The sequence below is a fragment of the Mediterraneibacter sp. HA8405 genome (assembly GCF_056148955.1).
The window spans coordinates 827,152-842,701 of the sequence record NZ_CM148758.1; the positions used below are offsets into that span (position 1 = coordinate 827,152).

17 protein-coding genes and 1 pseudogene are annotated in these 15,550 nt (G+C 44.1%); 15 read left to right on the forward strand and 3 right to left on the reverse strand.

Annotation, left to right across the window (positions count from 1 at the left end):
* Position 1: 1 nt before the first annotated feature.
* Positions 2 to 580: a hypothetical protein gene (locus tag AC0QUU_RS03755; protein WP_474544683.1), complete on the forward strand. Its 579-nt coding sequence runs from the start codon at positions 2 to 4 to the stop codon at positions 578 to 580.
* 123 nt (positions 581 to 703) lie between these two features.
* Here the strand turns inward: AC0QUU_RS03755 and AC0QUU_RS03760 are convergent, their stop codons facing one another.
* The gene (locus tag AC0QUU_RS03760; RefSeq protein WP_474544685.1) at positions 704 to 901 is read right to left on the reverse strand and encodes a helix-turn-helix domain-containing protein; all 198 of its coding nucleotides are present in this window, start codon (positions 899 to 901) and stop codon (positions 704 to 706) included.
* A 117-nt stretch (positions 902 to 1,018) separates the two neighbouring features.
* Between AC0QUU_RS03760 and AC0QUU_RS03765 the strand changes: the two genes are divergently transcribed.
* The 9 genes and pseudogenes from AC0QUU_RS03765 to AC0QUU_RS03805 all read left to right on the forward strand — a co-directional run bounded on the left by AC0QUU_RS03765 (position 1,019) and on the right by AC0QUU_RS03805 (position 8,404).
* Complete coding sequence (locus AC0QUU_RS03765) at positions 1,019 to 1,372, forward strand: hypothetical protein (RefSeq protein ID WP_474544687.1); 354 nt, start codon at positions 1,019 to 1,021, stop codon at positions 1,370 to 1,372.
* A 643-nt stretch (positions 1,373 to 2,015) separates the two neighbouring features.
* Positions 2,016 to 2,403 (forward strand): annotated as a pseudogene (locus AC0QUU_RS03770) (plasmid mobilization protein).
* A gap of 355 nt (positions 2,404 to 2,758) precedes the next feature.
* Positions 2,759 to 3,553 carry a replication initiator protein A gene (locus tag AC0QUU_RS03775; protein ID WP_474544689.1) on the forward strand — a complete coding sequence of 265 codons (795 nt, stop codon included), beginning with the start codon at positions 2,759 to 2,761 and terminating at the stop codon, positions 3,551 to 3,553.
* Positions 3,550 to 4,404, forward strand: a complete 855-nt coding sequence (locus AC0QUU_RS03780) for an ATP-binding protein (protein WP_474544691.1) — start codon at positions 3,550 to 3,552, stop codon at positions 4,402 to 4,404. The genes AC0QUU_RS03775 and AC0QUU_RS03780 overlap by 4 nt, the downstream gene beginning before the upstream one ends.
* A complete protein-coding gene (locus AC0QUU_RS03785; RefSeq protein WP_004605493.1) occupies positions 4,405 to 4,599 on the forward strand; it encodes a DUF6462 family protein in 195 nt (64 codons plus the stop codon).
* Positions 4,600 to 4,876: 277 nt separating this feature from the next.
* On the forward strand, positions 4,877 to 6,088 hold the full coding sequence (locus AC0QUU_RS03790; protein WP_009248767.1) for a site-specific integrase: 1,212 nt from the start codon (positions 4,877 to 4,879) through the stop codon (positions 6,086 to 6,088).
* A 397-nt stretch (positions 6,089 to 6,485) separates the two neighbouring features.
* Complete coding sequence (locus tag AC0QUU_RS03795; protein WP_474544692.1) at positions 6,486 to 6,938, forward strand: Hsp20/alpha crystallin family protein; 453 nt, start codon at positions 6,486 to 6,488, stop codon at positions 6,936 to 6,938.
* Between the two features lie 297 nt (positions 6,939 to 7,235).
* Positions 7,236 to 8,069: an AlbA family DNA-binding domain-containing protein gene (locus tag AC0QUU_RS03800; RefSeq protein ID WP_474545514.1), complete on the forward strand. Its 834-nt coding sequence runs from the start codon at positions 7,236 to 7,238 to the stop codon at positions 8,067 to 8,069.
* The gene (locus tag AC0QUU_RS03805) at positions 8,066 to 8,404 is read left to right on the forward strand and encodes a hypothetical protein (protein ID WP_474544693.1); all 339 of its coding nucleotides are present in this window, start codon (positions 8,066 to 8,068) and stop codon (positions 8,402 to 8,404) included. The genes AC0QUU_RS03800 and AC0QUU_RS03805 overlap by 4 nt, the downstream gene beginning before the upstream one ends.
* Before the next feature lie 370 nt (positions 8,405 to 8,774).
* On the opposite strand, the gene AC0QUU_RS03810 is transcribed toward AC0QUU_RS03805, so the two are convergent.
* A complete protein-coding gene (locus tag AC0QUU_RS03810) occupies positions 8,775 to 9,206 on the reverse strand; it encodes a hypothetical protein (RefSeq protein WP_474544694.1) in 432 nt (143 codons plus the stop codon).
* A 153-nt stretch (positions 9,207 to 9,359) separates the two neighbouring features.
* Between AC0QUU_RS03810 and AC0QUU_RS03815 the strand changes: the two genes are divergently transcribed.
* The 3 genes from AC0QUU_RS03815 to AC0QUU_RS03825 all read left to right on the forward strand — a co-directional run bounded on the left by AC0QUU_RS03815 (position 9,360) and on the right by AC0QUU_RS03825 (position 12,157).
* Positions 9,360 to 10,709 (forward strand): MATE family efflux transporter, encoded by a 1,350-nt coding sequence (locus AC0QUU_RS03815; protein ID WP_474544695.1) that lies wholly within the window; start codon positions 9,360 to 9,362, stop codon positions 10,707 to 10,709.
* 231 nt (positions 10,710 to 10,940) lie between these two features.
* Positions 10,941 to 11,393 carry an Hsp20/alpha crystallin family protein gene (locus AC0QUU_RS03820; protein WP_474544696.1) on the forward strand — a complete coding sequence of 151 codons (453 nt, stop codon included), beginning with the start codon at positions 10,941 to 10,943 and terminating at the stop codon, positions 11,391 to 11,393.
* A gap of 221 nt (positions 11,394 to 11,614) precedes the next feature.
* Positions 11,615 to 12,157, forward strand: coding sequence for a hypothetical protein (locus tag AC0QUU_RS03825; RefSeq protein WP_474544697.1), 543 nt, complete (start codon positions 11,615 to 11,617; stop codon positions 12,155 to 12,157).
* 162 nt (positions 12,158 to 12,319) lie between these two features.
* Here the strand turns inward: AC0QUU_RS03825 and AC0QUU_RS03830 are convergent, their stop codons facing one another.
* Positions 12,320 to 12,910, reverse strand: a complete 591-nt coding sequence (locus AC0QUU_RS03830; RefSeq protein ID WP_474544699.1) for an HdeD family acid-resistance protein — start codon at positions 12,908 to 12,910, stop codon at positions 12,320 to 12,322.
* Between the two features lie 298 nt (positions 12,911 to 13,208).
* Here AC0QUU_RS03830 and AC0QUU_RS03835 point away from each other — a divergent pair, with 298 nt between their 5' ends.
* Positions 13,209 to 13,715 carry a hypothetical protein gene (locus AC0QUU_RS03835; protein WP_474544701.1) on the forward strand — a complete coding sequence of 169 codons (507 nt, stop codon included), beginning with the start codon at positions 13,209 to 13,211 and terminating at the stop codon, positions 13,713 to 13,715.
* Complete coding sequence (gene ftsH / locus AC0QUU_RS03840) at positions 13,703 to 15,520, forward strand: ATP-dependent zinc metalloprotease FtsH (protein WP_474544702.1); 1,818 nt, start codon at positions 13,703 to 13,705, stop codon at positions 15,518 to 15,520. Before AC0QUU_RS03835 ends, ftsH begins: the two co-directional genes overlap by 13 nt.
* Positions 15,521 to 15,550 lie beyond the last annotated feature (30 nt).

Here is a 15,550-nt window from a genome sequence, read left to right on the forward strand (position 1 = left end):
CATGGCAACTAAATCCAAAGCATTTAGAAGTAAACTGACAGATCAAATTTGTCAAGGAGATATATTTGAAAATGTAAAGTATAATTATATAGTTTCTGAAGACGATGAAGGTGTAAATATTATTGAGTATGAATTCCCTTTGGCTATTATTATTAGTCAGGCATGCGATGTTATAGCGATGGAAGAACTTGTACAGAATGGAGCTGGAAAACCAGCAAAATTTATGCCATCAATATTAATGTGTCCAATCTATGAACATAATGCAGCTAAATCGGGACAACATATTAAGGACGCTTTTGAGCAACTATCATTAAATTTTGAAAGTGAGAATACCTATCAAGGGGATGACTATAAGGTTGCAAAGAGGGATTGGCACTATAGAATTCATGCGTTAACAGTTGAAACCAATAAAGATGTTGTAATAGAAAATGCAGTTATTGATTTTAAACACTATTTTACAGTTCCAATAACATATCTTATCACTCACAAAAGTAATCGAATTTTTCATTTGGATGATTTGTTTGCAGAACAAATAACTTTAAAGTTCTCAACATATTTAACTAGAGTAGCAATTCCATAAAAGACTTGAATATAGAATTCTGAATTTTTAATGACTCTAAAAGTATAATAAGAATTGATAACAGGGATATGTTAGTGAAGTAAAAGATAATTAAGGCTACTGTAACCTCTTGTTGCAGTAGCCTTAATTATCAAATCTTACTATCTTATTCAAATCGTCACATTCTAATATTCTTGAAAGTTTCTCTAGGGTGTTCAGTGTAATGTTCTTATTCTTTTTCAGAGAATCCAAGGTTTTATTATCGATACCGCTTTTTAAAAGCTGGTACTGAGTGATCCCTTTTTGTTCCATGGTTTCCCATAGTGGACTAAAATCTATCATATTGAACACCCCTTTCCGATTAAAGATAATTCAATTATAGGAGCTACCGTTGAAAAACAATATTGTGGAGATACCCACAATGCTGTATAATAGATATGTGAACGGGAGGCTCCTATTATGCATGAAGGGGAAAAAATAAATAAGAGACTTTGTAAATTTTTTATTGAGATATTTGAATTTACGGATGAACAATTAGCAGCGATAGATTATCAAGTTCCCATGACACAAGAGATTTATGATTCTGTCCTGGATCGTTGCATGGAACTGGGAACGGCTGCAGATGATTTGTTTAATCGGATGCTACTTGAATATCCAGACTTAATGTCCGTTTATGCCAAAAAGATAGAAGAGGAAGTAAACGAGAAATATGCAGATATAGATATACCAGAATCTTCCCCAGAAGAATTAGATGCTGGCTGGGAAGATCTATGTCGAAGGATTCGAGAAAAATATGGCGAAGATGCAATATAATAAAATGCATTTTCAATCATAAGTTGAATATGGACGATACGCATTCAGTTTGAAACTGGGTGCGTTTTTTTATGCATATTTTTAGAAACTTGTCTCCAAACACTGTATAATCCTCGGATTTCCTTTCTATAAGTGAGGGGAAATATTTTTTGAAGCAGAAAATTAAAAGATTTTTCGAATCTCCTTGTATTTCTGCCTCTGACAATTGGGTTAAGTGAGGGGATCTTTGAAGAATAAAAAAGATAAGAGCGGATCTGGTTGATAAAAATAAAATTATTTCTTTTTGCCCCTGTATAATAGCTGCTCCCGGTTACGTTAAGTGAGGGGGTAGATATTATAGGGCAAGATCCACCCGTGTTAAGCGGTTATGCCATTTCTGGCAGCCCCCCTAACTTACAGGTTGAGCTCTTGATGGGGATTTTCTCAGAGCAAGATCCACCCCGTAATACACTATCGTGTTTTCCTGTGTAGGGCTCTTGCTTGGGATTTCGATTCCCCATACCCTCGATGATCTGCCAATCTGGCAGATATTGGCGTCCACTGGAAAGTGGGACGCAGCACAAAGGGAAGATTTCGGCAGGACTGCCGGTTCTCCCATTTGTGATGTTACTGAAGTAACAGAAAAGAGAAGAAAGGAGGAGCCATGAGAAAAAAGAGATTAGAACGGGAACTGAACCATCCGCATTTTGTCGGAGTCCGGCTTTCGGATATTGAGCTGGAACTTCTGGACAGGAAGGCGGAGATTCTGGGGGTGTCCAGAATCCGAATGCCTGCGGAAATTGCTGGTGGAAAAGGAGATCGTGCATCGAGTAGAAGTGGTTGCCGATATGGAAGAACTGCGAAGTCTGGTGGGGGCATATGGAAAGATCGGTGTGAACCTGAATCAGATTGCACGGTACTTCAATACGGGCGGGGAACGTTCGCTGGCTATGGAGGATGAAATCCGTCACTGCATCGCAGAATTATTTGCACTCAGGGAAGAAGTGTTGAAGATGGCAGGGGATTTTGAACGGGATTACCGGGGCAGTTAAAGTAGTCCAGATGAATTGTTCCAAAACGATACCGAAACATGACCAAACAGCGTTTTCTGCCGTCAGATAGGATAAACCCCAGGCAAATATATTTGAGGTCAAAAAAGCCTGTCGTAAAGGGCAAAAAATGCAAAAAATGATACCGAAACGCGACCATATTTCGCTGTCCTGTACCAGGTACTGGCAGGATGGCTGGAAGGAGGAATGTCTGTGCCGAGAATGAGCAAGAAAAGAAAACAGGAATTGGCCTTTTTTCTCAATGAAAGAGGGCGCATCGCCCACAATGACATCTGCCGGAAATGCGTCGGAGACTGCAAGCAGAGTTTCCGGACTGTGATTGTCTGTTGCCCCTGTTATGAATCCAAGCGAAGCCGCCGGCGGAAGATCAGACAGAAACAAAAGGATGGATGTGAAGAATAAAGATCAGATGATATACATGACGGATCAGACCCAGATTCCGGTGTATCTTCCTTACCCACGGTTTCTGTTGAATATGAAACTGACTCAGACAGCCAAGGTTCTGTATGCTCTGTTGCTGGATCGGGCGAGCCTTTCCAGAAAGACAGGGTGGAAGGATGAGGATGGACACATTTTTGTGGTTTATCCCATTGTTTATCTGGCTGACGATCTTGGAAAGAGTCACATGACTGTAAAAAAGGCATTGAATGAACTGGAAGAAGCTGGACTTCTGGTAAGAAAAAAGCAGGGATTTTCAAAACCGAATCTGCTGTATGTCAAAATCCCGTCAGAGGGAAAGAAAAGTTTCCCTGTGAAGGAAAGAAAAGTGTCCCTCAAAGGGAAAGAAAATGATACTTATGAGGGAAAGAAACCTGTCCCTGTGATGGATAGAAAAGTATCCCCTAATTACTTAAATAATAGTTACTTGATATATAGTCAAACAAATAAAGAGAGAGAAACGCGCTCTGCCTATGGCAAATATCACAATGTGTTTCTCTCCGAAACAGAATATGGAGAATTGAAACAGGAGATCCGGGAAATAGACAGGCTGATCGAGGAGCTGTCCAGTTATATGCGTTCCAGTGGAAAGCAATATGCTGATCATGCCGTTACCTTGAGAAGATGGGCAGAACGGTCAGCCCCGGTAAAAAACATTCCGGATTATACCTGCAGTGAGGAGGAAAGTCTATGAACAAGGTGGTAGAAGAAACAGTAAAGAACATGATGCAACCGGGAGAAAGAACCAGGGAGGATTACATCGGAGAAGACGGGCTCCTGTATTGTGGACAATGCCATGAACCGAAGGAGGCTTATTTCGATCAGGAGAAAGTCGGAGTTTTGGGAATAAAAAAACATCCGCGTGAATGTGAGTGCCGGAGACAAAAGAGAAAAGAGGAGGAACAGTATCAGGAACAGCAACGTCATGAAGCTGTGGTCAGAGAATTTAAGGAAGTTTGTTTTTTAAATAAATCCATGCAGGAATGGACATTTGAGAATGATAAAGGGCTTTCCGAAAATACCGTGCTTGCAAAGCTGTATGTGAAAGACTGGGAAACAATGAAGGCGGAGAATACAGGCTATCTCTTCTGGGGAGCAGTGGGAACCGGGAAAAGTTTTCTGGCGGGCTGTATTGCCAATGCACTGTTGGAACAAGAGATAGAAGTGCGTATGAACAATTTTGCGGAAGTGCTGAATGATCTGTCTGCTAATTTTTCAGAGAAGAACACATACATAAAAAATCTGTGCAGAGTTCCGCTGCTGATTCTGGATGATTTTGGAATGGAGCGGGGGACAGAGTACGGACTGGAACAGATCTATGCGGTGATTGACGGCAGATATCGGAGCGGGAAGCCCCTGATCGCGACAACCAATCTGACACTGCAGGAGTTAAAGAATCCGCAGGATACAGCGCATGCCAGGATTTATGACCGGTTGCTGGAGATGTGCGTGCCGGTTCAGTTTAAAGGGGAGAGTTTTCGAAAACGTACGGCTCAGGAAAAGCTGGGGCGGATGCAGAAAAGAGTAAAGGAGGAGATGAGGTAAATGAGACAGACAAAAGAAAGAGAGAGCAACTGCCGTCTGGCAGTGGATATTGAAGGTCTGGCCGCTATGCTTTCCTGCGGACAGATGACTGCAAGGAAGATTGCGGAAGATGCGGGAGCCCGGATCACCATCGGTCGCCGTGTATTGTACTCCGTACAAAAGGTGGAGAAATATCTGGAAGCAATAGCCGAATAGAGGAACACGGATGTGCGTGGGGATGGTTTTGTGCTATACTTTTCATAGACAGGACAAGACCATTCCCCACAACAGGGAGGTGTGGGTATTACAGAAGTAACAGTTCAGCACGCGCCATTCGCAAAACCGCACTTACGTGCTAATGATGGCTGCCGCCATTGTTTTGCTCATTCACGGGCGCTCATCACATCTGGATGTCAGTCACCGGATTTTTATGCAAGCATAAATCCGTCTCCTGGCACCAGATGGCTGAACTGTTCTAGAAAGGAATGGTTTTGTGGCAAGAAAAGACAATAGAGGAAGAAATCTGAGGACCGGGGAATCCCAGCGCAAGGATGGACTCTATATGTATCGGTACAAAGATGAACGGACTGGCAGACGTCTGGCCGTTTATTCTCCGGATCTGGCTGAACTCAGGAAAAAAGAAAAAGAGATTGAGAAAGACCAGAGCGAAGGAATTCTGACCGATACCCAATGCAAGAACATGACTCTCAATGACCTGTTTGAGATCCACATGGATACCAGAAAGCTGGCAGAGAGTACACAAGCCAATTATAGAAGGATGTGGAACAGTCTTGTGAGGAATGAACTCGGACAGATGAAAGTGGTACAGGTAAGACCATCTCATGTACGCCTGTTTTATTCCCGGCTGAGCAAACAGAAATATTCCCACAGTACCATCAAGTTTCTCCATAATATGATCTTACCGAGCTTTGAGGTGGCTGTAGATGACGATATCATCCGGAAGAATCCGGCCAAGAGAACGCTGGGAGACTATGGAGAACCGGAAAAGAAACGCACCGCCCTGTCCTTTGACCAGCAGAAAAATCTGCTGAACTATGTAAAGAACAGCGAGGTATTCCATATCTATCTGCCACTTTTGCAGGTGATGATTGGAACCGGACTCCGCTGTGGGGAGCTGATCGGACTCACCTGGAAGGACGTGGATCTGAAGACCCGGACTGTATACGTGAATCATCAGCTGATTTATAAGAACTATGGAGACGGGTGTGATTTTCATGTGACCATGCCGAAGACAGAAGCCGGGATCCGGGAGATTCCCATGAGCAAAATGGTGGCAAAAGCCTTTGAGACTCAGAGACGGCTGAATTTTCAGATGGGGATTCCCAGGGATGTGAAGATCGAAGGGCTTTCGAATTTCGTATTCATGAGCAGGAGCGGACGTCCTATGATGCCGACGACCGTGAACTTTATTCTCCGGGATATTGTGAAGGCGTATAACGAGGAAGAAAATGAGCGGGCAAAGCGGGAGAGGAGAAAGCCGGAAGAGCTGCCTCATATCTCCGCCCACATTCTCAGACATACAGCCTGTACCCGGATGGCAGAGACAGATCTGGATATGAAGGTCGTTCAGTACGTGATGGGACATGCGAATATCAGTGTCACCATGGAAGTTTATAACCATATTACAGACCGGTCCAGGATTGAAAAAGAGATTGCGAAGATGGATCTGGTTCAAATCATGTGACTGGATTTTCAGTCTTCAAATCAGAGATTTTTGATTGCCTTGGAGTGAAAATCGCAAAAAAATCAGATTTTTCTGCTTTTGATGGTGTAGTAAATTAACTCAGATTTCCTTGAATTTACAGGGGATTTTGGAGGTCCCCGATTCTGAAAATGGTGTAGAAATGGTGTAAAAATGGTGTAGTAAGCCATTTTTTGAAAAAATCAAAAAATTGGAAAGCCCGAAAAAGCCCGCAAAATCAAGCTTTTTTGAGGTTTTCCAAAAAAAATATTTAAAAAATTAGCACTCACCTCTTGACTCTGCTAATAACAAGTGCTATATTACAACTAGAACAAAGGAAAGGAACCAGAAAAACAAAGTGTTATTCCGATTGTTCCTTTTATGAAAGGAGATATGACTTATGTTAATGCCGAGTATTTTTGGAGAGAATTTATTTGATGATGACTGGATGGATTTCCCGTTTGAGAGAGAGTTTTGGGGAAGGCAGAATCCCGCATACACGAAGAACACGAAGAATCTGATGAAGACAGACATCCGCGAGCATGACGCAGGATATGAACTTGATATTGATCTCCCGGGATTTAAGAAAGACGAGATCAAAGCTGAACTGGAGAACGGATATCTTACCATTTCCGCTACAAAGGGAACGAGTAACGACGAGCAGGACAAGAAAGGCAAATACATCCGCAGGGAGCGTTATGCAGGCACAATGCAGAGAAGCTTCTATGTAGGCGAGGATGTAACACAGGAAGACATCAAGGCGAAATTTGAGGATGGTATCCTGAAACTGAGCATTCCGAAAAAGGACGCCCAGACTGTGGAGACGAAGAAGACCATCGCGATAGAAGGATAATCTGAAGAATAATCCCGGTTTTCAGGCATTGATATATTATATAACGTAAGAAGGCTGCCGCACTGAGCGAGGAATCAGTGCGGCGGTTTTTTTACTTTATAGGAAATTCCGATTTTGGATAAGGGGGAAAAGAAGCCCTGCTGATCGAACATATGTTAGATCAACAGGGGAATGGACATGACAATAGGACGATGGTTAGATTTAGAAGATATAAAAACCTTCTTCTCCAAACAAATCGTCAAAAGGGTCGTCTTCATTCAGAAAATAATCCATATCCAGAAGGTCATCCTCGCTCATATGGCGAATGTCCTCGGATGTCATTCCTTCGGGGGGATTCTCTATGTATTTTTTGCGCAGTTCCTCGATATCTGGTTAATAAATGTACATGAAAAATATTATATTGAACTTAAAACAGCCTCTGAATTGCCAAATGCGTTTTGGGAGAGTTATTCATCATTCTGTAATACGTCAGGAGGCTGGATTATTTTAGGGGTTCGTGAGACCTATCCTCAAAATGAAATAGTGGGTGTTGGAAATCCGGAAAAAACATTAACCAGCCTGTGGGATCAACTTTCAAATAGTAATAAAGTAAGCTATAAAAATGTAGATAATCAGGATGTGAATACATATATTATTGATGGGAAAACTGTCATTATAGTATATGTGAAAGAGGCAGCCGAAAGTATGAAGCCGGTTTTTATAGGTGGTAAATTAGAAAATTCCTGGATTAGAACGGGAGATGGCGATCGAAAAACAACTCGTGATGAATTGTCTGCATTTATAAGAAACGCACAGCCAAATCAAGATAGTCTGTCAGCGGATAATTTTACAATAGACGATTTGGATCTGGATTCCATCATTACGTTCAAAGAGCGGGTTAGTAAACGTTTCCCTAAGAGAAAATTCATAGAGATGGAAAATTCTGAGTTTCTTACTGAAATAGGAGCATGCTATAAAGATCGTCATACCGGAGAATTGAAAATCAGACGGGGAATATTATTGTTTTTGGGAAAATGTAATTCCATTAAAGAGTTATTCCCACATTATCATTTGGATTTTTTAATCGAAGGGGAAATAATCCGAGATGGTCTGATCGGGTTTCTGATGATGAGCCAAGTGATTATGAGATGAATATCTATAATTTTTATAATATAGTGTATGAAAAGATAAAAAATTTGCTGCAGGAATCTTTTGCTTTAGATTCCGGTCAATTAAGAATACCCTTATCAGAATTTGATGAGACGATCAGGGAGGGACTCGTTAATTGTTTGGCACATGCTGATTATGTTCAAGGTTATCCTTCTGTAAAAATTGATGTATATGATGGCTGGTTCAGTTTTATAAATCCAGGCAAGATGCTTGTGTCTCCACAGCAGTTTCTGATGGGTGGGGATTCAAGACCGCGTAATGAGATTATTATGAATAAGAAAGATAGGAAACGGTCCATCAACAAAGTATATTGTTGAAATAGAAAGTGTAGAGCTTCTGACCCAGCTGCAGATAATGATGGATGTATTGAAAAAAAGAGTAACATGAGTTTATCTCGTGGTTATCTCGTGAAAATCAGGGAAAGATTGAAAAATGAGCGATAAAACCAAGGATTTGTGGGAGATGAATCCATGAGTTTATCTCGTGATTATCTCGTGAAAATTTGCCAAATAGCACAGGATAAGAATGCTGGTGCAAAAGTTTTGTATGTTGTTATTCTGGTGTTGATATGTAAGTAACATAATAATTAATATAGAGGAAGCTGCTGCAGGACAGGAGGAAAAGAGGATACCGAAAAATCATCAAATGTGGTGATGGAGCGATATCCTCTTATTTTTCAGCTTCCTTTTACAGATATGCCTGCAGTTCTTTCATCAGATCCTGCTCAGCCTTTATGATTTTCCGGGCCAGCGCCTGAGCGCCGCTGTCCGCCTGATTCAGCGTATTCATCCGTTCTCCAAGAGTCTGGATGCCCATGTTGCAGCCGTCCATAAGCAGTTTGGCGATCTGTGTGTTATCGTCGTTGAATGTAAGTTTCATTTCTGTAGTAAACCAGGCGAAGGCGCTGGAGAGAGCGCCGGGATCTTTCGCGTCATTTCCCGAATTCTGGAGCGCTTTTACTGCTTCAGCTTCCAGGTCTTTGTGGCGGGAAATATAGTTTTCCACAAGCTTTTTCAGATCACTGTCTTTGATATATCCGGTGATCTGCTCCAGGCTGTTTACTGCCATTTTACATCCGATACTGCATTCTTCCAGCAGTTTCCTTGTCTGTTCATCCATTCCGGAAACCTCCTTTTTCTTTTTGACAGCATTATTATGTCCATTTATTCCAAAAGAAAAACAAAAATCCGGCATCAGCATAATTTTTTCTTTTCTGTGGTTCCCGTTTTCCGGGATAGTGGTATAATGTTCGTCTGAAAGGAATGATTGACAATGACGACGGATATGACAGAGGGAAGGATTATCCCTCAGTTAACGGAATTTACAATACCTCTAGTGCTGGGCAATCTGTTTCAGCTTACATACAATGCGGCGGATTCGGTAATTGTAGGAAAATTTGTGGGGGATGACGCGCTTGCCGCGGTGGGGACCGCCGGACCGGTTATGAATATGGTGATCCTTTTTATCAGCGGAATGTGCATGGGCGCGGGAATTCTCATGAGCACCCAGTACGGCGCGAAGAAGTACGGACATCTGGAACGCCAGATCAGTACAACCCTGCTGGGCGGGCTGGCATTTTCAGCTGCCGTTTCCCTGCTGCTGATTCTCTTCGCCCGTCCGCTGCTGAATCTTCTGCAGGTTCCTTCGGATATTATGGATTCTGCGGGAATGTATCTGCGGATTGTGTTCATGGGTCTGATCTTTACCTTTGTTTACAACTTTTTCTCCAATACACTGCGGGCACTGGGGGACAGCAGAGTGCCGCTGTATTTTCTGATTATCAGTGCCTTTCTTAACATTGTGCTGGATCTGTTTTTCGTGGTCGTCCTGAAATGCGGTGTGCCGGGCAGCGCGGCGGCTACAGTTCTGAGCGAAGGGCTGTGCTGCCTGTTCTGTATGATTTATATTAAGAAGAAAGTGCCCCTTCTCTGTCTCGGAAAGAAATGGAGAATTTTTGATGTTTCCATACTGTGGAGAACGTTTACATACGGAATAACAAGTGCGCTGCAGCAGATGTGCATTCAGCTGGGAAAGATCTGTGTGCAGACTGTGGTAAATGTGCAGGGCGTTGAATTTATCGCGGCATTTACCGCTATTAACCGGGTGGATGATTTCGCTATGACGCCCCAGGGAAATATCGCCCATGCGGCGACTACGTTCATGGCTCAGAACAGAGGCGCGGGAAAAATCCGCAGAATGAAGAAAGGGTTTTTAAGTTCCATTATCCTTCAGGTAATTTATACGACAGCGATCGCGATTGCCGTGTTTGTATTTGCGCGTCAGATCATGCAGCTTTTTGTCAGTGACGGATCTGAGGAGGTCATCAGTCTGGGCGTGTCCTATCTTCAGCTGATTGCGTTTATGTATTTTATGCCGTCGGCGACAAATGTGATCCAGGGATTCTTCCGGGGACTGGGAGATCTGAAAGTGACCCTGTTCAGTACAGTGCTGAATATGGCGGTCAGATTTCTGGCTGCGTGGATCATGATCCATATGCTGGGCGGAGGGTTTGAATGTCTTGCATGGGCCAATTTTGCGGGCTGGATCGCCATGCTCGCGTTTCAGGTTCCGATGATACTGATCAGATGGCGGAAGGAAGTTCCGGAAAAAAATAAAAAATAGCACTCAAGGCTTGACAGTGCTGACAGTGGGTGCTATATTACAACTAGAACAAAGGAAGAGGAACAAAAGAAACAGATAAGGCGGCATGCCGAAGGTTCCGGATAAGCTTCTGATTCCCGCGTTGAATCAGCTCACAACACTTGAGACAACTTCAAGAGTGCTGATGGCAGCCGTGAAAACGGCTCATATAAAACTTAATTCATTGTTTCATTCAGGAAGGAGAAATGACTTATGTTAATGCCGAGTATTTTTGGAGAAAACTTATTTGATGATGATTGGATGGATTTCCCGTTTGACAGAGATTTCTGGGGAAGAAAGAATCCGCTGTATGGCAAACATGCAAAAAATATGATGAAGACAGATATCAGGGAGCATGATACAGGCTATGAGCTTGACGTAGATCTTCCGGGATTTAAAAAAGATGAAATCAACGTAGATCTTGAAAATGGTTATCTGACCATTTCAGCGGCAAAGGGACTGGATAAGGACGAGCAGGATAAGAAAGGAAAATATATCCGCAGAGAGCGTTATGCAGGAGCAATGCAGAGAAGCTTCTATGTGGGCGATGCAGTGACCCAGGAAGACATTAAGGCGAAATTTGAGGATGGTATTCTGAAATTGAGCATTCCGAAAAAGGACGCAAAAGCGGTTGAGACAAAGAAGACCATTGCAATTGAGGGCTGATTGTCGAAAAGAATTAAGAAATAAAAAGAGGGTTCGGCACAAAGTGCCGGGCCCTTTTTTTGTGAGAACTTTCAGACGGAACAACTGAAAATTCTGAGCAGAACAGATAAAAGATTGCTATTTAAAACACAAAAAAGTGACTTGTTTTTGAAAAAAAGATGTAATAAAATAGCAATATGTTTTTGGAGTAAATCATACTGTGTTCGTGAAAAGGAGTCCTTATGAGAGAAGACATGAAATCAATGATTGCAGATACCTTTTCCCAGATGCTTGAAAAGGAAGACATAGATAAGATCACAGTGACAAAACTGATCGGTGAGTGCCATATTTCCCGGCAGACCTTTTATTATCATTTCCGGGATATTATGGATGTACTGGACTGGACGTTCCGCCGGTCAACGCAGGCACTCGCCCGTCGGAGCCTGGAGGCGGAAGACCGGGTAGGGGCGCTTACGGCATATGTGATTTTCGTCAGACAGAACAGGATAAAGCTGGAAAAACTGCTTTATTCCCGCAGGTGGGTCCAGATCGAAGCCATGCTGACAGAGTCTGTCATGATCTATCTGGCGGAAATGGCCCGGGGACAGGGAAAGGACATTCGTGTCAGTGTTGATGATATGGAAGTAATGCTGAGATTTTATGCCAGCGGAATGGTGGGGGTTTTGCTTCAGTATGTCGGAAAACCTCATCTGGATGAAGAAAAACTGGTTATTCAGATGGAGAAAATTATTACCGGAAAGATATTTCCTGGTGAACAGTCATAAAGGTTTAAGAATAATAATCCGGACAGAAGGGACGCTGCAAAACAGATGCGAGTTATCTGTGGAGCAGGAGTCCTTCTTTTATGTCCAAGCACAGAAAGAGGGTACCGACCCATCACCGGATGATGGAGCGGCGCCCTCTTTTCTAATAATTTTCCGGCGTTTTTACAGCTCAATTTTCCGCATTCCCGCCGCTTCAATCAGGAGAGCGATTCCCATGATTACCAGGTAGGCGCACAGAATATAGTTCAGCGCCAGCGCCGAGACGAAGGGCAGCAGCAGAAATACTGCCGCGAGGATAATATTAAGGACGCCGCTGAATGTCAGAGCCCCCGCATGAGGGATGCGGTAGTATCTGAGCCGTGACGCGAAGGAAAGTTTTTCTGCTCCGTTAAAGATCAGCAGAAAGGCCAGCATGAATGTAACAACCTGTACGGTCAGCTGGATCGGCATAATAAGCAGCATAATACCAATCAGTACATTCAGTATACCTGATATGATCAGCATATAATCTCTGAAATAGTAGGTCATAGACGCAAATGTAATAAAATGATAAATCCCGATCCCGATTACAGCGGCTGCAGCCAGATACTGGATAACGGCAAAAATTCCGATGGGGAATACAGCGGTCAGGATGCCGGCAATAAGCAGCAGCGCTCCCAGAATAAAGTATACTGTACGCATCCTTTTCCGCCCTCTGTTCCAGGCGTCAATCATTTCCTGTACATAGTCAAAGTCTGAGTCAAACCATCTCATATGTCATTGCTCCTTTCCTGAATTGCATAATCTGTTTCAATCTTCTGTATCGGTCCGGCTTCTCTGCATGAGTTTCGCCGATGTTTTCCGGTAATTTCAATATAGCTGAAGAATGTTTTCCCTGCCACTTATAATTTCTGCGGTCTGTCTTTACAATATCCGGGATCTGTCAGTTTTTTTTACAGATCTGAGGATTTGTCAGGACAGATCCGCAAAATTGAGAGTCGCATCAGAAATTAAATTCTGCTATATAAAAAATGTAGGTTTTATTCAGAGCCGGAAAGGAGGAAGGCTTTCCATGAATATTGATGATAGTGTATTCGCAATTAAATTATATGAGATGGAAGAGCAGTACGGAAAACTGCAGTGCAGGATCCGGATCTGTGAACAGGGCGGCAGAGATAAGATTCATTCCGAGCTTCAGAAAGCCCGGGAAGAGTATAAAGAAAACACACTGCTGCTGGAGGAAAAAGCAAAAACCTGCCGTTCTCAGGCTGTGACCAGACTGACACAGGCGCAGCTGGACTACAGAAAGAAGATCGGAGAGTCCATGAGGAAACAGATTGTCAGGGATCTGCACACCTCGGACAGCAGTTCCCGGGAAGATGAGGAAGAGGCAGACATGCTTTATGCGGAGTTCGCGATGGATTTTGCCACTCTCGCCATGCAGCAGGCGCTGATCTCTGCTCTGAAAGCACTGGACCGCCAGAAATCATCAGAAAATACTGATACGGAACAGGAGACAGGAAGTGCAGACACAGAATCAGCACAGAGGAAAGGAGAGGATGCGGAATGCAGGAAGTAAAAAAACCGAGAAAGCCATTGATTTATTATTATATAATCGTGCTTGCCGTCCTGCTGATATTTAATTTTCTGCTTATGCCGTGGGCGGCGGAACGGCGTGTTACAGAAGTCGGATATGACCGGTTTATTGAGATGACAGAGGAAGAAGATGTGGGTCAGGTGGAAATCAATCAGGAGGACAATGAGATTGTCTTTACTGATAAAGATGGAAGCGCCATATACAAAACCGGAATGGTGGAGGACCCGGATCTGACCCGGAGGCTGTATGACTCGGGCGCGAAATTTTCAGGACAGATCGTAGAACAGATGTCGCCCATTCTTTCCATTCTTCTTTCCTGGATCCTTCCGGTTGTGATCTTTATCGCGATCGGACAGTATATGTCCAGAAAGCTGATGAAAAAGGCAGGCGGTCCCAATTCCATGATATTCGGAAACGGAAAGAGCAATGCGAAAGTTTATGTCAAGTCTTCGGAAGGCATCAGGTTTTCTGATGTGGCAGGAGAAGACGAGGCGAAGGAAAATCTCGCGGAAATCGTGGATTATCTGCACAATCCGGGCAAATACAGGGAAGTCGGCGCGGCGGTGCCCAAAGGCATCCTTCTTGTAGGCCCTCCGGGAACCGGTAAAACCATGCTGGCAAAGGCTGTGGCCGGAGAAGCCAATGTGCCGTTCTTCTCCATGTCAGGATCTGAGTTCGTGGAAATGTTCGTCGGCATGGGCGCCTCCAAAGTCCGGGATCTGTTCAGGCAGGCCAAGGAAAAAGCGCCGTGTATCGTATTTATCGACGAGATCGACGCCATCGGCCAGAAGCGTGACGGCCGTGTGGGCGGCAATGATGAGCGGGAGCAGACACTGAACCAGCTGCTTACCGAGATGGACGGATTTGAGACAAACAACGGTGTAATTATCCTGGCGGCGACAAACCGCCCCGAGTCTCTGGATCCGGCGCTTACCAGACCGGGCCGGTTTGACCGGAGAGTTCCGGTGGAACTTCCGGATCTGAAAGGCCGTGAAGAGATTCTGAAGGTTCACGCAAAGAAGGTAAAGCTTGACGAGACCGTAGATTTCAACAAGATCGCGCGTATGGCGTCCGGCGCGTCCGGCGCGGAGCTGGCAAACATTGTCAACGAGGCAGCGCTGCGGGCGGTAAGAGAGAAACGGCGTTTCGTGACACAGGCGGATCTGGAAGAGAGTATTGAAGTTGTTATCGCTGGTTATCAGAAGAAAAACGCGATTCTTACCGATCAGGAGAAGAAAGTTGTCGCCTGCCATGAAATCGGCCATGCTCTTGTGGCGGCGAAACAGAGCAATTCCGCTCCGGTTCAGAAAATTACGATTGTACCCCGCACATCCGGCGCTCTGGGCTACACCATGCAGGTTGAGGAAGGCAATCACTATCTGATGAGCCAGGAAGAGCTGGAGAATAAGATCGCCACTCTGACCGGAGGAAGAGCGGCAGAGGAGCTTGTGTTCCACTCCGCGTCTACCGGAGCATCCAATGATATTGAACAGGCAACGAAACTTGCCCGTTCCATGATTACCCGGTACGGTATGAGCAAAGATTTCGATATGGTGGCCATGGAGACGGTGACCAACCAGTATCTGGGCGGAGACTCATCCTTAAGCTGCTCTATGGAAACCCAGACCGAGATTGACCGTCAGGTGGTGGAGCTTGTGAAAAAGCAGCATGAGAAGGCCGCGAAGATTCTGGAAGAAAACCGGACGAAGCTGAACGAGCTGGCGGATTATCTCTATGAAAAAGAAACCATCACAGGCGAGGAGTTCATGCGGATATTAAATGCGTGACCGGAAATTTTCTATTAAGTACATGGGACG